This is a genomic window from Burkholderia sp. ZZQ-2 (assembly GCF_050768715.1).
Taxonomy (GTDB): Bacteria; Pseudomonadota; Gammaproteobacteria; order Burkholderiales; family Burkholderiaceae; genus Burkholderia; species Burkholderia cepacia.
On record NZ_LDVA01000266.1, the window covers coordinates 1 to 19,454 of the forward strand.

18 protein-coding genes are annotated in these 19,454 nt (G+C 66.8%); 8 read left to right on the plus strand and 10 right to left on the minus strand.

Translation table 11 applies throughout. The features are described 5' to 3' along the window. The 6 genes from gspL to gspG all read right to left on the minus strand — a co-directional run. Nucleotides 1-428: type II secretion system protein GspL (gspL, locus tag ABY44_RS20000; RefSeq protein ID WP_431641654.1), on the minus strand; the 428-nt coding region annotated here is incomplete at its 3' end. A 26-nt stretch (nt 429-454) separates the two neighbouring features. After that, entirely contained in the window at nt 455-1,588 is a 1,134-nt protein-coding gene (gene gspK, locus ABY44_RS20005) for a type II secretion system minor pseudopilin GspK (protein WP_059694514.1), read from the minus strand. 2 nt (nt 1,589-1,590) lie between these two features. Then, nucleotides 1,591-2,280: a PulJ/GspJ family protein gene (locus ABY44_RS20010; protein ID WP_080982182.1), complete on the minus strand. Its 690-nt coding sequence runs from the start codon at nt 2,278-2,280 to the stop codon at nt 1,591-1,593. Then, nucleotides 2,258-2,692 (minus strand): type II secretion system minor pseudopilin GspI, encoded by a 435-nt coding sequence (gene gspI / locus ABY44_RS20015; RefSeq protein WP_027788740.1) that lies wholly within the window; start codon nt 2,690-2,692, stop codon nt 2,258-2,260. Before gspI ends, ABY44_RS20010 begins: the two co-directional genes overlap by 23 nt. A gap of 2 nt (nt 2,693-2,694) precedes the next feature. After that, nucleotides 2,695-3,264, minus strand: a complete 570-nt coding sequence (locus tag ABY44_RS20020) for a GspH/FimT family pseudopilin (RefSeq protein ID WP_060174943.1) — start codon at nt 3,262-3,264, stop codon at nt 2,695-2,697. Between the two features lie 39 nt (nt 3,265-3,303). After that, a complete protein-coding gene (gene gspG, locus ABY44_RS20025) occupies nt 3,304-3,756 on the minus strand; it encodes a type II secretion system major pseudopilin GspG (protein WP_027788738.1) in 453 nt (150 codons plus the stop codon). Between the two features lie 175 nt (nt 3,757-3,931). Here gspG and ABY44_RS20030 point away from each other — a divergent pair, with 175 nt between their 5' ends. Continuing rightward, a complete protein-coding gene (locus ABY44_RS20030; protein ID WP_027788737.1) occupies nt 3,932-4,342 on the plus strand; it encodes a type II secretion system protein N in 411 nt (136 codons plus the stop codon). Between the two features lie 30 nt (nt 4,343-4,372). Here ABY44_RS20030 and gspF read toward each other — a convergent pair whose 3' ends face one another. The 3 genes from gspF to gspD are packed head-to-tail and all read right to left on the minus strand — an operon-like array spanning nt 4,373 to nt 9,436. Beyond that, entirely contained in the window at nt 4,373-5,590 is a 1,218-nt protein-coding gene (gene gspF, locus ABY44_RS20035) for a type II secretion system inner membrane protein GspF (RefSeq protein ID WP_021160406.1), read from the minus strand. Nucleotides 5,591-5,594: 4 nt separating this feature from the next. Then, complete coding sequence (gene gspE / locus ABY44_RS20040; protein WP_027788736.1) at nt 5,595-7,094, minus strand: type II secretion system ATPase GspE; 1,500 nt, start codon at nt 7,092-7,094, stop codon at nt 5,595-5,597. Next, complete coding sequence (gene gspD, locus ABY44_RS20045) at nt 7,091-9,436, minus strand: type II secretion system secretin GspD (RefSeq protein WP_027788735.1); 2,346 nt, start codon at nt 9,434-9,436, stop codon at nt 7,091-7,093. Before gspD ends, gspE begins: the two co-directional genes overlap by 4 nt. A gap of 367 nt (nt 9,437-9,803) precedes the next feature. Between gspD and ABY44_RS20050 the strand changes: the two genes are divergently transcribed. Then, nucleotides 9,804-10,253, plus strand: coding sequence for a lytic transglycosylase domain-containing protein (locus ABY44_RS20050; protein WP_027788734.1), 450 nt, complete (start codon nt 9,804-9,806; stop codon nt 10,251-10,253). A gap of 159 nt (nt 10,254-10,412) precedes the next feature. Continuing rightward, the gene (locus ABY44_RS20055; RefSeq protein WP_027788733.1) at nt 10,413-11,726 is read left to right on the plus strand and encodes a GTP-binding protein; all 1,314 of its coding nucleotides are present in this window, start codon (nt 10,413-10,415) and stop codon (nt 11,724-11,726) included. Nucleotides 11,727-11,844: 118 nt separating this feature from the next. Here ABY44_RS20055 and ABY44_RS20060 read toward each other — a convergent pair whose 3' ends face one another. Further along, nucleotides 11,845-12,123, minus strand: coding sequence for an HU family DNA-binding protein (locus ABY44_RS20060; RefSeq protein WP_006401505.1), 279 nt, complete (start codon nt 12,121-12,123; stop codon nt 11,845-11,847). 388 nt (nt 12,124-12,511) lie between these two features. On the opposite strand from ABY44_RS20060, the gene mnmC reads away from it, so the two are divergent. The 5 genes from mnmC (at nt 12,512) to ABY44_RS20085 (ending at nt 19,383) form a co-directional block, all read left to right on the plus strand. Next, nucleotides 12,512-14,482, plus strand: a complete 1,971-nt coding sequence (mnmC, locus tag ABY44_RS20065) for a bifunctional tRNA (5-methylaminomethyl-2-thiouridine)(34)-methyltransferase MnmD/FAD-dependent 5-carboxymethylaminomethyl-2-thiouridine(34) oxidoreductase MnmC (protein ID WP_060174944.1) — start codon at nt 12,512-12,514, stop codon at nt 14,480-14,482. Between the two features lie 670 nt (nt 14,483-15,152). Further along, the gene (locus tag ABY44_RS20070; protein WP_027788731.1) at nt 15,153-16,367 is read left to right on the plus strand and encodes a cation:proton antiporter; all 1,215 of its coding nucleotides are present in this window, start codon (nt 15,153-15,155) and stop codon (nt 16,365-16,367) included. 14 nt (nt 16,368-16,381) lie between these two features. Beyond that, a complete protein-coding gene (locus tag ABY44_RS20075; protein ID WP_021160413.1) occupies nt 16,382-17,497 on the plus strand; it encodes a YbdK family carboxylate-amine ligase in 1,116 nt (371 codons plus the stop codon). Between the two features lie 508 nt (nt 17,498-18,005). Further along, complete coding sequence (locus tag ABY44_RS20080; RefSeq protein ID WP_027788730.1) at nt 18,006-18,644, plus strand: MarR family winged helix-turn-helix transcriptional regulator; 639 nt, start codon at nt 18,006-18,008, stop codon at nt 18,642-18,644. A gap of 28 nt (nt 18,645-18,672) precedes the next feature. Next, nucleotides 18,673-19,383 carry a glutamine amidotransferase gene (locus ABY44_RS20085; RefSeq protein WP_027788729.1) on the plus strand — a complete coding sequence of 237 codons (711 nt, stop codon included), beginning with the start codon at nt 18,673-18,675 and terminating at the stop codon, nt 19,381-19,383. Nucleotides 19,384-19,454 lie beyond the last annotated feature (71 nt).

The window sequence follows — 19,454 nt, forward strand, 5'->3', positions numbered from 1 at the left end:
CAGCGTGTCGCGGGCACCGCGCTCAGGTGCCGGTGGCCGGCCGCCGTGAACGCTTCGCAGATCGTGCGGAACCACGCGCGATCGACGACGGCCAGCACGCGGCGCCCGTCGGGCAGCGCATCCGGATCGAGCGCGATGTGACAGCCGAGCGGATCCTGGATCAGCTGATCCTCGACGATATTGGGCAGCGCCTGGCGCAGCTTCGGACCCTTGAGCGGCGGCACGGTCGCAGCCAGCAGCAGCACGTCGCGCGCGGCGACGATCAGCACCGTCGCATTCGCGCGCGGCAGCAGCGCCAGCGCGGCGCGGCCCGCGCGCTGCACGTGGCCGGCCTTGTCGACGAGCGTGAACGGCAGCTCGGGCCACTGCCATTCCTGCAACGGCACGGCAGGCTCGCGCGGCGGCAAAGAAACAATCAACGTGCTCACAAGAGCTCCTCTCCCGAATGGCGTCGTTATAGCTGGTCGCGAATGCGCACGACCCGTGTCGAATGCGTGGTCGGATCACGATACACGAGCGAGGTGCGATCGACCTCCGCGCGTTCGTGCTGGATCCGGCCATGCACGATGAAATAGCTCGAATTGACGTCGACGAGACTCGAGTCGAGCGTCACGTTCGGCGGTGCACCGGCGCCGCGCAGCGCGAGCTGCACATCGGCGACGTTGCGGAAAAACACGGTCTCGCGGCGCGACACGAGCGCCTGCGCGGACGACACGCTCATCCCCGGGATCAGCGCCGCGATCACCTCGGCCGGCGCGGTGTTCATGTTCACGGGCGTCGTGGTCGGCAGCACGGTGACGAACGGGCGCAGCCGCGCGACCATCTCGGGCGTCACGCCGTCGACGTCGAGCAGGCTGTCGACCCCCGTCATCATCAGCGGCGCGGGCCCGCGGTCGCCGCCCGTCATGCCGGGATCGTCGGTGAAGCCGCCGCCGCCCTGCTGATCGGTCGCCACCGGCGCGGTGACCGGCGGCGCCGTGCCGCCGCCCGGCAGCGTCGGCATCTGGAAACGCGTCGCCGAATTCAACAGGCCCGCGCGCACCTGCAGCGCGACGCGTTTCGCGAACGCGCCGTCGTAGCCGAGCGTCGTCAGCAGGCGCTGGAACGCCTGGACCTGCGTGACGTTCAACTGCAGCACGCCGGGCGCCGGCGACGCCACGAGGTTGCGCAGGTTGAACTTCGCCTGGGCGTCCTCGATCGAGCCGGAGATATAGGTGTCTTCGCCGCCGGTGTCGTTGGGCGCGCCGATCCGCCCGAGGAAGTCCGACAGTTTCGTCTTCGCGATCGGCACGCCCCAGATGCCGCCGAGGTACGTGATGCCGGGCGCCGTATCGCCTTCGGAGCGCAGGATCATCCGCGTCCAGTCGAGCGCGCCGCGCGCGACCCACTGCGCCTGCGCGATCTCGCGCTGGTTCTCGATGCGGCGGATCTGCACCTGCTGGCGCCACAGCATCCCCGAGACGAGGATCGCCGACAGCGCGACGACGAGCAGCGCGGTGATGATCGCCGCGCCGCGCTGGCGGCCGCGTGCCCGTGCGTGACCGGCAGCACGGGCGGCAGGCAATGAACGGGGAGGGCGCGCGCGCATCGTCATTCCCCGACGAGGAAGATGCGCGTGACCGGCACGCGCAGCGACGTCGCACCGATGCTGACCTGCAGCCCCGTCACCGCGCGCGTCGGCGGCGCGTTGCCGAGCTGCGGCACCTTGAGCGCATCGTTGTTCTGCGCGAGCGCGTCGTCGGCCGTCTGCAGGTTGGTGGTCCAGCCCACGCGCGGCACGTACAGCTTCGCGTCGATCGCGCCGACGCCGCCCATCAGCGCGACCCAGCTCCAGCCTTCGACGCTGCTGTCCTTCAGCATGCCGCGCAGCCGGTTCGCGTCGTCGATCGGCGGCGACGCGTAGCGCACGACCCGCCCGCCGGCGATCCGGTAGCGGACCACCTGCAGCCGCGGCGCGACGCCCGGCACCTCGAGTTCGCGGACGATCTGCAGCGTGTTGCCGGCGACGCCGATCGCCGGCTGGCCGGCTTCGTCGTCGGTCGCGGCGAGCCGCGCGTCGATGCGCATCTGGTCGAACATCTGCGCGAACACGCGTTCGTCTTCCATCGCGGCCGCGACCTTGTCGCGACCGCGCATGATCTGGTCGAGCCCGCGCCACGCGAGGATCGCGACCACCGCGAGGATCGCGATCGCGATCATCAGCTCGATCAGCGTGAAGCCGCGGGCGGGGCGGGCGAACGGGCGTCGCATCGGCGCGTCAGAGCGGACGGCTGGTTTCATTCGCGACCACCGTCACCATCTGCGCGAGCACGCCGGCCTGCCCGGGCGTGCTCACCGAAATCCGGACGCGCCGGAACACCGGGTTGGGCGTGGTGCTCACGCGCTGCGTGCAGACGAGCTGCACGTTGCCTTGCGAGCAGTCGAAACTCTGCTCGCCGATCTCCGGCCACGCATGCGTGAGCCGCATCTGCGCGAGCGCGTTGTCGGCGCTCCAGCCGGCGAGCAGCCGGCGATGAAGATCGGAGGCGTTGGTCGCCATCGTCCCGACCGCGCGGATCGACGCGGCGAGCGCGACCGCGATGATCGCGAGCGCGACCAGCACCTCGATCATCGTGAAACCGCGCCGCGCATGCAGTCCCGTTGGGGCATGGCGGTGCGATGAAGCAACGGGGAAGGGCAGGCGACGACGCATCGTCATTGCACCTCGTAGCGGCCGTTGCCGGTGCCGACGATCGTCGCGCTGCCGGCGGCCGAATGCAGCGTCACGCGCACCGGCGTGTCGATGCTCTCGGTGCCGAACACGACGCGGCTCGCGCGCGTGTCGGACCCCGGATAGTCAATGTCGGCGCCCGTAACGCCGCCGTCCCAGTCACGCGGGCGCAGCAGGTCGTCGCGCAGCGTGCGCCAGCCGTCGGGCGAGCTCACGTCGAAACGGAAGCCGTGTGCGGTCGGCTGCCATGCGATCGGCCGGGCACGCACCTGCGCCTCGTCGCCGGCGGTCTCGAACAGCAGCGCGATGCGCTGCGCTTCCTCGCGCAGGTCGGTACGCGGATTGCGCGTGAGCGACAGCGACGCGAGCGACACGAGCAGGCCCGCGATCACGAGCACGACCAGCATTTCGAGCAGCGTGAAGCCGCGCGTGCGACGCCGCCGCGCACCGTGCTTCGTCGGCCCGCCGTCGGCATGCGCCGGCACGGACGAAGCCGCGCCGCGACGCACACGGCGGTCGCGACCGCAGCGGGAGGTCGTGCGAATGGCGAGCATGAAGAACGGGAACGAAGCGTCGGGCCGGTCAGTGAGCGCTTATTGCCACGAACCGATGTCGGTATCGTTGCCGTCGCCGCCTTCCTTGCCGTCGGCGCCGTAGCTGAACACGTCGATCTCGCCGTGCACGCCCGGGTTCAGGTACTTGTACCCGTTGCCCCACGGATCGTTCGGCAGGCGCTCGAGATAACCGCCGTCCTTCCAGTTGTTCGGGATCGGATCGGTGGACGGCTTCTGGATCAGTGCGTTCAGGCCCTGATCCTGGGTCGGGTAGCGGCCGTTGTCGAGACGGTACAGCTTGAGCGCCTGCATGATCGTGCCGATGTCCTGTTTCGCGGCGATGCGGCGCGCCTCGTCCGGGCGGCTCATGATCTTCGGCACGATCAGCGCCGCGAGGATCCCGAGGATCGCGACCACCACCATGATCTCGATCAGCGTGAAACCGCGCTGACGACGCACGGCCGCGTTGCGGCGAGTGATCCACGTTTGCATGACTGACTACCTCTTTCCAAAAAATGTCGTTGGTTGCGTGACGCGCCCGGTGCACCGGACGATTGCCTGACGGCAACCTTCCGGACCCGCGGGCGCGGAGCACGCATTGTAAGGCGCGCATTGCCGAGGGCTTTCACCCAACGCAAATTTCACATAGATCCGTACAATAGCGCGCATGAACGCGCTCTCGATCCGGATCCTCTCCCTAGCCCTCTTCGCGGGTTTGTGCGCGACGGCCACTTACTGGGTCGTCACGCTGTCAGCCCGTGAAGCGCCGCTGCCCGCCGCCGCCGCGCGGCTGCCGATCCGTACCGAGGACGCCGCGGCGCTCTTCGGCGGTCAGCTCGACAAGAATCCCGTGCAGGACATCCACCTGTTCGGCATCCTCTCGCTCGATCGCGGTGCCGCCGCGATCGTCGGCGTCGGCGGCGAACCGCCGCGCGCCGTGTCGCTCGGTGCGGAGGTCACGCCCGGCGCGAAGCTCGCCGAAGTCCGCCCCCGCTCGATCGTCGTCGACCGCAACGGCGCCCGCGCCGAAATCCAGCTGCCGGCGAACACGCCGTCCCCCGCGATCTACATGCGCTGAACGGCAGCGGCCCGATCGACTGTCGGGCCGTTACTGCACCATGTTGTTCAGCTCGATGATCGGCAGCATCACGGCCAGCACGATCACGAGCACGATGCCGCCCATCGCCAGGATCAGGAGCGGCTCGAGCAGGCTCGTCAGGAACATCGTGCGGCGCTCGAGCTCGCGCGCTTCGCCTTCGGCCGCGCGATCCAGCATCGTCGTCACGTCGCCCGTCGCTTCGCCGGAACGGATCAGGTGCACGAGCACCGGCGGAAACGTCTTCACGTTGTTCAGCGCGCGCGACAGCGCGGAGCCTTCGCGCACGCGCACGATCGCGTCGTCGATGTTCGCGCGCATCGCGCGGTTCGACAGCGTCTCGCCGGCCGCCTGCAACGCGCGCAGGATCGGCACGCCCGCCGCGGTGAGGATGCCGAGCGTGCTCGCGAACCGCACCGTGTTGTAGCCGCGCACGAGCTTGCCTGCCAGCGGCGCGGTCAGCACCCAGCGGTCGAAGCGCAGCCGCGGGCCGTCACGCGACAGCGTCGCCTTCACGAACCACACGACGAGCACGACCGCGATCAGGATCGCCCACCACCAGTGCCGCACGAAATCCGACAGCGCCATCATCACGATCGTCAGCACGGGCAGCTGCTGCTTCGTGCTCGCGAACACGTTGACGACCTGGGGCACGACATAGCTCAGCAGGAACGTGACGATGCCGAATGCGATCAGCGTGACGATCCCCGGATACGTGAACGCCAGCAGGATCTTCTGCTTCAGCGCGTTGCTTTGCTCGATGTAGTCGGCGAGGCGCGACAGCACGATGCCGAGCTTGCCGGTGTGCTCGCCGGCCGCGACGAGCGCGCGATAGATTTCGGGGAAGTCGCGCGGATGCTGGCCCAGCGCGTTCGCGAGCGAATGGCCGCCGAGCACTTCCGCGCGGATCGCGGCCATCAGTTCGCGGATGTAGTCGCGCTCGGCCTGCTCGGTCAGCACGCCGAGCGCCTCGTCGAGCGGCAGCCCCGCGATCAGCAGGCTCGCGAGCTGGCGCGTCAGGATCGCCTGTTCGCGCTGCGACAGCTTGCGGCCGAACGCGAGCCGCTGCGACCGCGCCCCGCGCGTCGCGCTGGCGGCCGGCTCGACGACGAGCGGCGTCAGCCCCTGCGTACGCAGCTGGCCGCGCGCGGCACGCGCGCTGTCGGCGTCGATGACGCCCTTCTGCGCGCGTCCCGCCGAATCGATTGCTTCGAAACGGAATGCCGGCATCGCGCTATGCGCCTCCCGTCACGCGCAACACTTCCTCGAGCGACGTCGCGCCGGACGCGAGCCAGCGCTCGGCGTCGTCGCGCAGCGTGCGCATCCCTTCCGCACGACCGGCGGCGAGAATCTCCGCGTCGGCCGCGTTGCGGTGGATCAGCGAGCGGATCGACTCGTCGACCAGCAGCAGTTCGTACACCCCGCGCCGGCCCGCATAGCCCGAATGCCCGCACTTGTCGCAGCCGACCGGATGCCACACGGTGCGGCCTTCCTCCTGGCGTTCTTCCTTGCAGACGGGGCAAAGCTGGCGCACGAGCCGCTGCGCGAGCACGCCGAGCAGCGACGAGGCGAGCAGGTAGGGTTCGACACCCATGTCGGTCAGACGCGTGACGGCCGATGCCGCATCGTTCGTGTGCAGCGTCGCGAGCACGAGGTGGCCCGTCAGCGACGCCTGCACCGCGATCTGCGCGGTTTCGAGGTCGCGAATCTCGCCGATCATGATCACGTCCGGATCCTGGCGCAGGATCGAGCGCAGCGCCCGGGCAAAGGTCATCCCGATCCGCTCGTTCACCTGCGTCTGGCCGATGCCGCCGAGGTCGTATTCGATCGGGTCCTCGACGGTCATGATGTTGGTCGTCGCGGTTTCGAGCCGCGACATCGACGCATACAGCGTGGTCGTCTTGCCCGAACCGGTCGGGCCCGTGACGAGCACGATGCCGTGCGGGCGCGCGATCAGCTTGTCGAACTGGACGAGCGTGTCGCGGCCCATCCCGAGCGCTTCGAGGTTCAGCCGCTGCGCATCCTTTTCCAGCAGACGCAGCACCGCACGCTCGCCGTGGCCCGTCGGCAGCGTCGACACGCGCACGTCCACCGGCCGGCCGCCGACGCGCAGCGTGATGCGGCCGTCCTGCGGCAGGCGCTTCTCCGCGATGTCGAGCTGCGCCATGATCTTGATCCGCGAGATCAGCGCACCGTGCAGCGCTTTCTTCGGCCGCACGACGTCACGCAGCGTGCCGTCGACGCGAAAGCGCACGACGGAAGCGTTCTCGAACGGCTCGATGTGGATGTCCGACGCCTGTTCGCGCGCCGCTTGCGTGAGCAGCGCGTTGATCATCCGGATGATCGGCGCGTCGTCCTCCGATTCGAGCAGATCCTCGACTTCGGGGATGTCCTGCATCAGCCGCGACAGGTCGACTTCGCCTTCGACCTCGCCGACCACCTGCGCGGCGCTGCCGTCCTGGCGCGCGTACGCGTGGTTGATCGCCTGCGCGAGCTCGTCGGCCGGCACGCGATGCACGGAGATCGAGCCGAAGTTGCGCGCGATCTCCGCGAGCGCGGCATCGCTCGTGCGTTCGCTGATCCACACCTCGAGCGTATCGTCGAGCTGGTGCGCGATCAGCACCTGGCCGCTCTTCGCGAAGCCGTACGGCAGCAGCCGCGCGGCGAGCGGCGACGGCGGCTGGCGTTCGCCCGGCGCGCCGTCGTGGGCGGAAGAGGCGAGCACGTCGCTCACTGCGAGGCTCCCGGCGTGGCCGTCAGCGGCTGTTGCGGCACCGCCTGCTGCGGCACGCTCTGCGGCTGCGCGGGCGTCGCCTCCGGCAACGGCTGGGCCGGGACCGGCACCACCTGGCGCTGTACCTGCTGGCGACGCATCTTGTCGAGATCGAACAGGTTGCCCGCGGCCGTGCCACCCTGGCTCGGGCCGATCGGCATCGGCGGGACGACCGGATCGTCCTTGTCGCGCATCACGTTGTTGTCGGACTTGTACGCGCCCGTCACGCCCTGGATGTAGTCGTAACGATTGGCCGTGACTTCCTGCGCGGTATTGCGATCGGAAATGATCACCGGGCGCAGGAATACCATCAGGTTGGTTTTCTGGCGAAGCTTCGTTTCGGAACGGAACAGCTGGCCGATCCACGGAATATCGCCGAGCAGCGGCACCTTGCTGTTCGACACCTGGTAGTTGTCCTGCATCAAGCCGCCGAGCACGATGATCTCGCCGTTGTCCGCGAGGATCGTCGACTGGATCGAGCGCTTCGTGAAGGTCGGGCCGGTCTGCGCGCTGGTCGTGCCGGCAACCACCGCCGAATCCTCGGTATAGAGCTGCAGCTTGAGGATCCCGCCGTCGGTGATCTGCGGCTTCACGTGCAGCGTCAGGCCGACGTCGCGACGGTCGTAGGTGTTGAACGCATTGTTCGTGTTGCCGCTCGTCAGGTTCGAATACGAACCGGTCGCGATCGGCACGTTCTGGCCGACGACGATCTTCGCTTCCTCGTTGTCGAGCGTGATCAGGTTCGGCGTCGACAGCACGTTCGCGTCGCTCACGCCCGAGAAATACTGCAGCAGTGCGCCGAGCCCCTGCACGCCGAACATGTTGTGCAGCCAGCCGATGTTGAGCCCCTGGCTCAGCGCCCCGAGATTGTTGGCCAGCCCGCCGCCGGTGATGCCGCCGGCGGCGTTGGCCACGCCGCCCGCCGTCAGGTTGATGATGCTGTTGCCCAGACCGCCAGTGGGGTTCAGGTTCGTGCCGCCGAGAAACTGGCCGCTCGCGACCTGCCACTGGATACCGAGGTTGCCGGACGTATTCGAGTTCAGCTCGACGATCAGCGCTTCGATATAGACCTGCGCGCGCCGCGCGTCGAGCTGGTCGATCACCGAGCGCAGGTTCCGGTACACCGGATCCGACGCGGTGATGATCAGCGAGTTGGTCGCCGCGTCGGCCTGGATCATGCCGCCCGGCTGGTTGTCGTCGCCTTTGTCCTTGTCGCCGCCGAGCAGGCCGGCGCTGCCGAGACCGCCGCCGCTGCCCGACGAACCGCCGTACCCCGACGAGGACGACGAACCGCCGAGGCCGCCCGACGGCAGCGGCGGGGTGCCCGACGTGCCGGTCGAGAAGTTGCCGCTCGACGACGAGCCGCCGTTCTGGTTGAAGCTGTTCGCATCGTTGGACGATGCCGACGAGCCGCTGTCGCTGCCGCTCCCCTTGCCGAGCATGCCGCGCAGCGTCTTCGCCAGCTTCACCGCATCGGCATTGCGCAGCGGCACGACATGCATGTTGCCGGGCACCCCGCTCGGCGCGTCGAGCTGCTGCACGAGCCGCTTCGCGGCCGCGAGGCGCGACGCGCTCGACGCGCGCAGCAGCAGCGAGTTGGTCCGCGGGTCGGCAGTGACCGACACCTTCAGCGTTGCGTCGCTGTTGCCGATCGCGCCCGGGTCGAGCATTTTCTGCAGCTGCGCGGCGAGGTCGATCGCGTTCGCGTTGCGCAGCGGAACGACCTGCACCTGCGCGCCCGCGGCGCTGTCGACGCCGGCGATGATCTGCGCGATGCGCCGCACGTTGTCCGCGTAGTCGGTGACGACGATCGTGTTGTTCGCCGGGTAGGCCGTCACCGTGTTGTTCGGCGAGATCAGCGGCCGTAGCACGGGCAGCAGGTTGTTCGCCGATTCGTTGTGCAGCTCGAACACCTGCGTGATCACCTGGTCGCCGCGCGCCTGCGGCGCGTTGCCGACGTAGGTCGGCACGCCCTGCAGCTTCGCGTCGGCCTCGGGCACGACCTTCAGCACGCCGTGATCCTGCACGAGCGCGAAGCCCTGCATCCGCAGCGCGGACTGCAGCGTCTTCAGCGCCTGGTCTTCCGGCACCGGCCGTTCGGCCACGAGGTTGAGCTGCCCCTTCACGCGGGGGTCGACGATGATGGTCTTGCCGGTTGCGGCGCCGATCGCCTTGGCGACCTGGTCGATATCCGCATTCACGAAGTTGAGCGTGACCTGAGCGTAGGCGGCCTGCGAAACGATGAGGCCGGCGACGATCAGGGTCGTGGCGACACGCCGCATAACGAAGCGATTTCTTGTCATGGATGAATGGGTCGATGCCGGCTCAGGCCACTTCCGGCGGTAGTGCTGGGATCCAAGTCCTAAAGAGGCGACATTAGCAGTTTTTCATGTCCGAAATATCACATTGACCCGAGGACTGTCTCACATACGACATGTATTCTGCGAGCCGTATGCAATATGTAATGTTCGGCGCTATGCTCTGCATCCCGGCCATCGCCCCCGTTTCACGATGAACCGACACGGAAATGCGGTATAACCGGGCTGCCGTATTCCTGTATGTCGCAAGCTGACGGACTGTCGGTATGATACGGGCGGCGCGTTTCTCATCGCACGAATAACAGGCACGGGTTTTCCCGACCTTCACGCAATTTATTATCGATTCCGCACCATGAACAGACGGTTCGCCTCGATTGCGTTGATCGCCGCCGGCGCGTGTTTCGCCAGCGCGAACGCTCGCGCGGACTGTTTCGACGAGGCGGCAAAATATCAGCAGGTCAATCCGCTGATCCTGCGCGCGATCGCGTGGCAGGAGTCGCGCAACCGGCCCGGCGCGCTGAACAAGAACACGAACGGCTCGGTCGACTACGGCCTGATGCAGATCAATTCGATCCACCTCCCGACGCTGTCGCGCTACGGGATCGGCCGCGACACGCTGATGGAGCCGTGCAAGAACGTCTACATCGCCGCGTGGCATCTCAAGCAGAAGATGAACCGCTACGGCAACACGTGGCAGGCCGTCGGCGCCTATCATTCGGAAACACCGTCGCTGCGCGACAAGTACGCTCGGCAGATCGCCGCCATCCTGACGCAGTGGAAGCTGTTGCCGCCCGTGCAATGACGCTGCTGCCCGGCGCGGCCTGACGCCGTACAGGCCGGCCGGCGCGCGTTTGATGCACAATGCGGATCTCACGCCGCAATTTCGCCCGTCCGCGGGACGATCGCGCCCCGGAAGGGCGCCGCGGCCGCTTGTTCAATTTTTCCGTTGGTGCGTATCGCTATGAATCCGGCTATGAACCAGCCGTTGCCCGTCACCGTGCTGTCCGGTTTCCTCGGCGCCGGCAAGACCACGCTGCTCAACCATGTCCTCGCGAACCGCGCGGGCCTGAAAGTCGCCGTGATCGTCAACGATCTCGCAGCGGTCAACATCGATGCATCGCTCGTGCGCGACGCGCAAGCGCTGTCGCACGTCGAGGAACGCCTCGTCGAGATGTCGAACGGCTGCATCTGCTGCACGCTGCGCGACGACCTGCTCGTCGAGATCCGCAATCTCGCGTCCGAAGGCCGCTTCGACGCGATCATGATCGAATCGACCGGTATCGCGGAGCCGATGCCGATCGCCGAAACCTTCACGTTCGTCGACGACGACGGCACGTCGCTGTCCGCGATCGCGCGGCTCGACACGCTCGTCACCGTGGTCGACGCGTACAACTTCCTCCGCGACTACGGCTCGGACGACGCGCTCGCAACCCGCGGCATCGCCGCCTCGGAAGAGGACGACCGCACGCTCGTCGAACTGCTGATCGAGCAGATCGAATTCTGCGACGTGTTGGTGATCAACAAGGCCGACCTCGTCGGCGCCGACGAACTCGCACGCCTGCAGCACATCCTCGCGCGCCTGAACCCGCGCGCGCACCAGGTCGTGTCGACGTTCGGCAACGTGCCGCTCGACGAAGTGCTGAACACGGGCCGTTTCGATTTCGACGAGGCCGCGAACGCGCCGGGCTGGCTCGCATCGCTCGATCACGATCACACGCATTGCGACGACCCGGACTGCCATGACGAACATCATGCGCACGTGCACGGCGAAGCCGACGAATTCGGCATCGGCAATTTTGTTTACCGTGCGCGCCGGCCGTTTCATCCGGCACGGCTCTGGGCGCTGCTGCACCAGGAGTGGCCGGGCGTGCTGCGCAGCAAGGGCTTCTTCTGGCTCGCGACGCGCAACGACATCGCGGGCTCGCTGTCGCAGGCGGGCGGCGTATGCCGGCATGGCCCGGCGGGTCTGTGGTGGGCGGCGCAGGATCGCGCGGAATGGCCGGACGACGACGAACTGCTCGCGGAAATCCGCGCCGAATGGCACGGCGATCTCGACGATCGCGCAGTGGGCGATCGCCGGCAGGAACTCGTGCTGATCGGCATCGCGCTCGACGCGGATGCGTGGCGCGAGAAACTCGATGCGTGCCTGCTGACCGATGCGGAATTCGCGCTCGGCGCGGCGGGATGGCACGCGTTCGACGATCCGTTCCCGGTGTGGGATATCGATTCGCACGACGACGACGATCACGGCGACACGCAGATCGTGCACGTGTAACGCGTTGTAAAAACAACCGTTAAATCTTGCAAGAGTGGCGCGGACTGTGGCGAAAATGCCGCGCGCGCCCAACAAAAAACCCGCCGAAAGGCGGGTTTTTCTTGGAACAGGCGCTGGATTAACGCTTGTTGACGGCGTCCTTGAACGCCTTGCCAGCCGTGAACTTGACCGTCTTGGCTGCCGGGATCTTGATGGTTTCGCCCGTCTTCGGGTTGCGGCCCGTACGTGCTGCGCGCTTGCCCGAACCGAAGCTGCCGAAGCCGATCAGCTGAACCGCATCACCCTTCGACACGGCCTTCTTGATGACTTCGAGCAGCGTGTCCAGCGTTTCGCCGGTTTGAGCCTTGCTGGCGCCCGTTTGGGCGGCGACGGCGTCGATCAGTTCCTGTTTGTTCATTAAGGTTCCTTTATCAGGTTAGGTTGACACGAACAGCGCGAACGCGCCGATTATACGTGCGCGAACCGTGCCGTCGAGAGTCAGACTCCGACGACACAGCGCCGAATCCTGGCCCGCGCGACGCGCCCTCCGGTATGCCGGCGGCCACCCCGCGGTACGGCGTTGCTATGATAGCGCAGCGCAAACCCAATAACGACAAGGGTTTCAAAGATTTTCATCGGTATTTCGCCGAATGAATCACGGACTGCCCATTTTTTGACCAGCGCCAACCGGACAGGATACGCAGCGCGGTCCGCCCGTGCGCCGCCCCGTTGGCTTTTTCCAACGGCCGGACGGACGGCCCCGCGCAATCCCTTGCCAGGCTTGGCTGCCACGTTTTTTGTTTCGCATGACCGACCGACTTGTTCCCGCCACGTTCGCCATCCGCGACGACGGCACGCTCGTGTCGCCCGAGTTCGGCGACATCTATCACAACGTCGCGGGCGCGCTCGCGCAGGCGAACTACGTGTCCGTCGCGGGCAACCGGCTGCCGGCGCGCTGGCAAGGCCGCCGCACGTTCACGATCGTCGAGACGGGATTCGGCACGGGCGCCAACTTCCTCGCGACCTGGGCCGCGTGGCGCGAGGATCCCGCACGCTGCGAGCGGCTGCATTTCGTGTCGGTCGAGAAGCACCCGTTCTCGCGCGACGACTTGCGCAAGGCGCTTTCCCATATCGTTGCGAACACAACCATGTCGGCCGAAGCCGCGATGCTTGCCGATGCGTGGCCGACGCTCGTGCCGGGTTTGCACCGGCTCGAATTCGACGATGGGCGGGTCGTGCTCACGCTTGCATTCGGCGACGCGCGCGAGATGCTGCCGAAACTCGTTGCACGTGCCGATGCGTTTTATCTGGACGGTTTCGCGCCGGCGAAAAACCCGGACATGTGGTCGGCCGACGTGTTCCGCGCCCTCGGACGCCTCGCTGCCGAAGGCGCGACCTTCGCGACGTATTCGAGTTCGGGCGTCGTGAAACAAGCACTCACCGACGCGGGTTTCACGTATCGCAAGGTCGACGGGTTTGCCGGCAAGTTCGTGATGCTCGTCGGTGAGTACGCGCCGCGCTGGCGCGCGCGCCGGCACGAGCCGCCGCTCGCATTGCCCGTTGCGGCACGCCGCGCGATCGTGATCGGTGCGGGCCTCGCGGGCTGCGCGGTCGTCGAACGTCTCGCCGCGCGCGGCTGGGAGGTCACGCTGATCGAACGGCACGAGCGGATCGCGAGCGAGGCGTCAGGCAATCCAGCCGGCGTATTCCATCCGCTGATGACGCGCGACGACAATGTCGCGAGCCGGCTCACGCGCGGCGGCTTCCTGCACGCGATCGCACGCTGGCGCGCACTCGAACGCGCGGGCCATGCATTCGCGCGCAGCACGCACGGGATGATTCATCTCGCCGAATCGGCCGACGACTTCGCGCGGATGCGTGATGCTTTCGATGCGTTCGGCGCACCGTCCGACTACGTATCGCTGCTCGACACCGATGCCGCGCGCGCCCATCTGAACCTGCCGGTCGCGCACGGCGGCCTGCTGTTTCCGCACGGCGGCGCCGTCTGGCCAGCCGGCCTTTGCGCGGCCCAGTGCGAGGCGGCCGGCGAGCGCGTGCGCTTGCTCGCGTCCACCGCCGTGGCACGACTCGAACGGCGGGGCGATGCTTGGCATGCGCTCGACGATGCGGGCGGCACACTGGCCGAAGCGCCCGTCGTCGTGCTCGCGAATGCCGGCGATGCCGTGCGCCTCGCCGGGCTGCAGCACGTCGCGCTGCAACCGGTGCGTGGCCAGCTCACGTTGCTGCCCCCCGGCAGCACGGCACCGCTGCCGTGCCCGGCGATCGGCGACGGTTACGCGGTACCGCTCGACGACGGCACGCTGCTGATCGGCGCGACGTTCGAGCCCGACGACGTCGATCCCGCGATGCGCGCGGCCGGTCACGCCGAAAACCTCGAGCGCGTGCGCCGTCTGCTGCCGGGCCTGATCGGCGACGTGCCGGATCCCGGCACGCTGCGCGGCCGCGTTGCGTTCCGCTGGGTCGTCGGCGATCGACTGCCGCTCATCGGCCCGCTCGCGGACGAAGCCGGAGCCGTCGCCAAAGCACGCGCGCTGAGCGGCGCGCAGGCGCGCGACCTGCCGCGCATGCCCGGACTCTACGGCGCATTCGGTTTCGGTTCGCGCGGCCTCGTATGGGCCGCACTCGGCGCCGAACTGATCGCATCGCAACTCGAAGGCGAGCCATGGCCGCTCGAACGCGAACTCGCCGACGCCGTCGATCCCGCACGCTTCCTGATCCGCGCATTGCGCGCGCGCCGCGTCAGCCAGGCCGGCTGACCGGCCCCCGAGCCGATCACAGTTTCCCGATTTTTTCGCGCAAGGTTATCCACTCGATGCTGTGGATAACTGCGCGGAATCCGCGCGCACTTCGTGTGCAATCACTGTGGACGTAAACTGGGCAACTCGGCACAGCTGTGAAACGGCCCGAAAGTTGCTCAATCGAAACTTCTGTGCACGAACAGCCTGTGCAACGGGTTATGGACTCTCCAACACCTTGATCCGTCGACGTAAACTGAAGTTATCCACAGAACTGTGCGCGCCTTGTTAACTTCTACTACGTATATATACAAGTAAACCTTTGAAACCAAAGACCTGGGGTGCCGCACAGCGCCGCGAGTCGAATCAATGGGTTCCAGACCGAAAAAGCTGTGGCACAATCGGTTTCCTTCGCGTTCATCCGGCCAGGCGCCGGACATGCTTCAATGGAACGGTCGGCACGATTTCGAATCTGAATCTTCGAGACTGCGCAGTCCGTTCACACACCAGGCCGACAATCCAGATCGGCAACCTGAGCGACTTTCCGCCCTGTGGCGGAGCAGGCGGATCCCATGTCCCGCCGTCGTCGACACAACAATCACATTCGGGGCGATACCCAGCCGGCGCGCATCCATTTCTGACGCTTGACCCTGTGTCGCTGGCGGTCGCTTCCAAAGGAGAAGTCACCACGATGAAGTCGGCGTTCTCATTCCTGCCCAACTGGCCGCTTACGCCGGATGCCGTGTTCTGGGCCGGGCTCGCGCTGTTCGCGGCCGGCCTGTGCGGCGAGCTGTGCTATCGCGCATGGCGGCTGCCGCGCATAACCGGTTATGCGGTGATCGGTCTCGTCGCCGGATCGTTCGGATTCGGCGTGATCGATGCAAGCACCGACGAAACCTCGCGGCTGCTGATCGACGTCGCGCTCGGCCTGCTGCTGTTCGAGCTCGGCAGCCGTCTCGACCTGCGCTGGATCCGGCGCAATCCGTGGCTCGTCGCGTCGAGCCTCGCCGAAGCCACGCTGACGTTCGTGCTGGTGCTGTTCGTGATGCTGGCGCTCGGCGTATCGGGGATGGTCGCGCTCGTGCTGTCGGCGATCGCGATCGCGACATCGCCATCGATGGTGATCCAGCTGAAGACCGAACTGCGCGCGGAAGGGCAGGTGTCGCAACGCCTCATCACGCTCACCGCGCTCAACAGCGTCTATGCGATCGTGCTGACCAAGCTCGTGACGAGCTGGCTCCACCAGGAAGCGTACGGCAACGTTTTCGCGACGATCCTGCAGCCGCTCTACCTGCTCGCCGGTTCGTTCATCGTCGCGTATCTCGTCGCGCGTTCGTGCAATTTCCTGTTCCGCCACATGACGTCGACGATGCGCGACGAGCATTCGTTCGTCGCGCTGTTCGGGCTCGTGATGCTCGCGATCGCGGTGGCCCAGGCACTGAAGCTGTCGACGTTGCTCACGCTGTTGCTCGCCGGCATCATCGTGAAGAACCTCGAGGCGCGCCCGCAGCTGTGGCCCGAGCATTTCGGCACGGCCGGCTGGCTGCTGACGGTGGTCCTGTTCGTGCTCACGCTCACGTCGTTCACATGGGGCGACATCGCGCTCGGCGGCTTGCTCGCGATCGTGCTGATCGTCACGCGGCTCGTCGCGAAGCTGGCCGGTGTCGTCGCGTTCGCGAAGCCGAGCGGCATCGGGATGAAGCAGGGCATCGCGCTCGGCATCGCGCTCACGCCGATGTCCGCGCTGTCGTACCTGCTCGTCGACGACACCTACCAGCTCTATCCGAATTTCGACCCGCACCTGCGCGCGATCGTGATGTGCACGATCGTGATCCTGCAGCTCGTCAGCCCGTTCATCGTCTACCGCTGCCTGTCGGCGGTCGGTGAGCGCAGCGACAGCAACTGATTCCGGAACCTGCCATGGCACTCGAAACCTTCGTCAATTCCGAGCCGTTCACGTTCGGCGTCGAACTGGAGATCCAGGTCGTCAACACGCACAACTACGACCTGACCAAAGCGGCATCCGACCTGATGCGCCTGATCCAGGGCGAGACCTTTCCGGGCAACATCACGCCGGAAATCACCGAGAGCATGATCGAGCTGTCGACCGGCATCTGCCATTCGCACGAGCAGGCGGTGAGCGAGCTGCACGCGATCCGCGACGTGCTCGTGAAGGCGGCCGACCAGCTCAACGTCGGGCTGGCCGGCGGCGGCACGCATGCGTTCCAGCAATGGAGCGACCGGCAGATCTACGATGCGCCGCGCTTCCAGTACATCTCCGAACTGTACGGTTACCTGGCCAAACAGTTCACCGTGTTCGGCCAGCACGTGCACATCGGCTGCCCCGATCCCGACAGCGCGCTGTTCCTGCTGCACTCGATGTCGCGCTTCATTCCGCACTTCATCGCGCTGTCCGCGTCGTCGCCGTTCGTGCAGAACGTCGACACCGGCTTCCATTCGGCCCGCCTGAATTCAGTGTTCGCGTTCCCGCTGTCGGGCCGCGCGCCGTTCGTGCTGACCTGGGATAGCTTCGAGGAGTACTTCACGAAGATGGTGAACACGGGTGTCGTCAACTCGATGAAGGACTTCTACTGGGACATCCGCCCGAAACCCGGCTACGGGACGATCGAGGTGCGCGTGATGGACACGCCGCTGTCGGTCGACCGCGCGGCGGCGATCGCCTGCTACATCCAGACGCTCGCACGCTACCTGCTGACCGACCGGCCGCTGAAGCTGTCGGAGGACGACTACCTCGTCTACACGTTCAACCGTTTCGAGGCGTGCCGCTTCGGGCTCGAGGGCACCTGCGTGAATCCTCAGACGGGTGAGCGCCGTACCATCGCCGAGGACATCCTCGACACGCTCGACCGGATTGCGCCGCATGCGGCCGCGCTCGGTTCGCGCGCGGCGCTCGACGAGATCGGCGCACTGGCCCAGGCGCGCGTGAACGACGCCTCGTGGTTGAGAACCGTTTTCAAACAGGAAAAATCGCTCAACGAGACGGTCCGCCAGCAGTGCTTACGTTGGCGCGAATGAAAAAATGTTTTGCAGATTACGGGGTCGACCGAGTCGCGATTCACTGAACGGCTGGCGGCCTCGATTGACGCCGAAATCGTTGCCGGTTGTCCTGAAAATCTGTGGATAACCCGATATTCCGCTGCAAAGTCAATGATCTGTGCGCGGGATAACCCGGTGGATCATTGCGTTCGGCCCGATGGCCGATCCGAACAGGAAAATGTCCCGACACCCCGCTGCGCGGGCGTTCGGCATTGCAGGCACAACGAAAAATTTTGGTTATCCAGTGATTTTCCACAGAATGAAGGGGATAACTTAGCTGTGCGATTTTCCGCTCTCGCTTAGAATGTCGGCTTTGCGGACACCGGAACGATGCGTGTCTTACCGGTCGCCGCGAACGCGACCGCCGCGTGTGCCCTCGCGACGGCCGTGCTGACGCACTCGCAAGAGCGTGTCTGTTTTGAGATAGACATTCGATCTCCACACTACGGCCGCTCGGCAAACCGGGCGGCGGCAAAGCGAAAAGACTATGAGCGAAGGCGTTTACGGGAATCAGGCTTCGGGACGTGTGACCCACAGCCTGCTGCGGTTGAGTACGGCCATGCGAAGCCAGGCATGGGATTGGGCGGAAGGCGCTGGCCTCACGCCGACGCAGGGCGAGATTCTCGTGCTGCTGCTGCAGCGCAAGGGCCCGATGCGGCTCGGCGAGATCGCGCGCGAGACGCAGCTGACCGCGGCGACCACGAGCGATGCGGTCAGCACGCTCGAGACGAAGGGGCTCGTCGAGAAGCGCCGCGCGCTGGACGACGGCCGCGCACTGGCCGTGCGCCTGTCGGCTCGTGGCCGCACGGCAGCGAAGAAGGCGCTGCAATGGCCTGAATTCCTGACGAAAGCCGTCGGCAAGCTCGGCGCGGACGAGCAGGGCGCACTGTATCGCGCGCTGCTGAAGACGCTGCGCGAACTGCAGGTGGCCGGTGCGACGCCGCCGCAGCGCATGTGTTTGACGTGCGCCCACTTCCAGCCGGGCAAGCTGTCGAAGAAGACCGTGCATCATTGCGCGGCGCTCGACATCTCGATGTCCGACAGCGATCTGCGTCTCGACTGCTCGGTGCAGGAAGAAGCCGACGCGGCGACGCAGAAGAAGACCTGGAAGATTTTCGCCGGCTGACGTCCGTCGATCGACCGGGAGGCCGATGATGAACGCTGAAGTCGTGGCGATCCGCCACGTGCACTTCGAGGATCTCGGGAGTTTCGAGCAGGTGCTCGGCGAACGGGGCCGGCGGGTGCGCTACGTCGACGTCGGGTCGTCGCGCTTCGAGGTGCTCGACGTACTCGAACCGTCGCTCATCGTCGTGCTCGGCGGGCCGCTCAGCGTGTACGACGACGCGCAGTATCCGACGATCGCGCCGCTCGCGGCGCTCGTGCGCACGCGCATCGACGCCGGGCTGCCGATCCTCGGCATCTGCCTCGGCGCGCAGTTCATCGCCCGGGCGCTCGGCGCGCGCGTCTACCCGGCCGCTCAGCACGAACTCGGCTGGACGCCGCTGACGCTCACCGATGCCGGCCGCGCATCGCCGCTGCGCCATCTCGATGGCGCGGCGACGTCGATGCTGCACTGGCATGGCGACACGTTCGACCTGCCGGGCGGCGCGATTCATCTCGCGTCCACACCGGCCTGCCGCCACCAGGCATTCGCGTGGGGCCAGCACGTGCTGGCGCTGCAATGCCATCCGGAAATCCGCACCGACCGCTTCGAACCGTGGCTGATCGCCAACGCCGGCGAAATCGCGGCCACGCCCGGCATCGACGCGCGCCAGTTGCGCGCCGATACCGCGCAGCACGGCCCCGCGCTCGAGGCGGCCGCGCGACGGATGTTTGCGGAGTGGCTCGACGGCGTCGGACTCTGACGCGGCAAGCGGCACTGCCGTATGCCGCGAAGCGGTTGCCCGGCCCGCGTCCGTTGCAGGCTGGCGCATCG

Coding starts and splice junctions, on each gene's coding strand:
- ABY44_RS20055 (WP_027788733.1), top strand. CDS start 10,413: ATGAATCCGGCTATGAACCAGCCGTTGCCCGTCACCGTGCTGTCCGGT.
- gspI (WP_027788740.1), bottom strand. CDS start 2,692: ATGCGTCGTCGCCTGCCCTTCCCCGTTGCTTCATCGCACCGCCATGCC.
- ABY44_RS20020 (WP_060174943.1), bottom strand. CDS start 3,264: ATGCTCGCCATTCGCACGACCTCCCGCTGCGGTCGCGACCGCCGTGTG.
- ABY44_RS20030 (WP_027788737.1), top strand. CDS start 3,932: ATGAACGCGCTCTCGATCCGGATCCTCTCCCTAGCCCTCTTCGCGGGT.
- ABY44_RS20070 (WP_027788731.1), top strand. CDS start 15,153: ATGAAGTCGGCGTTCTCATTCCTGCCCAACTGGCCGCTTACGCCGGAT.
- gspK (WP_059694514.1), bottom strand. CDS start 1,588: ATGCGCGCGCGCCCTCCCCGTTCATTGCCTGCCGCCCGTGCTGCCGGT.
- ABY44_RS20010 (WP_080982182.1), bottom strand. CDS start 2,280: ATGAAACCAGCCGTCCGCTCTGACGCGCCGATGCGACGCCCGTTCGCC.
- ABY44_RS20050 (WP_027788734.1), top strand. CDS start 9,804: ATGAACAGACGGTTCGCCTCGATTGCGTTGATCGCCGCCGGCGCGTGT.
- ABY44_RS20075 (WP_021160413.1), top strand. CDS start 16,382: ATGGCACTCGAAACCTTCGTCAATTCCGAGCCGTTCACGTTCGGCGTC.
- gspD (WP_027788735.1), bottom strand. CDS start 9,436: ATGACAAGAAATCGCTTCGTTATGCGGCGTGTCGCCACGACCCTGATC.
- ABY44_RS20060 (WP_006401505.1), bottom strand. CDS start 12,123: ATGAACAAACAGGAACTGATCGACGCCGTCGCCGCCCAAACGGGCGCC.
- gspG (WP_027788738.1), bottom strand. CDS start 3,756: ATGCAAACGTGGATCACTCGCCGCAACGCGGCCGTGCGTCGTCAGCGC.
- mnmC (WP_060174944.1), top strand. CDS start 12,512: ATGACCGACCGACTTGTTCCCGCCACGTTCGCCATCCGCGACGACGGC.
- ABY44_RS20085 (WP_027788729.1), top strand. CDS start 18,673: ATGAACGCTGAAGTCGTGGCGATCCGCCACGTGCACTTCGAGGATCTC.
- gspF (WP_021160406.1), bottom strand. CDS start 5,590: ATGCCGGCATTCCGTTTCGAAGCAATCGATTCGGCGGGACGCGCGCAG.
- ABY44_RS20080 (WP_027788730.1), top strand. CDS start 18,006: ATGAGCGAAGGCGTTTACGGGAATCAGGCTTCGGGACGTGTGACCCAC.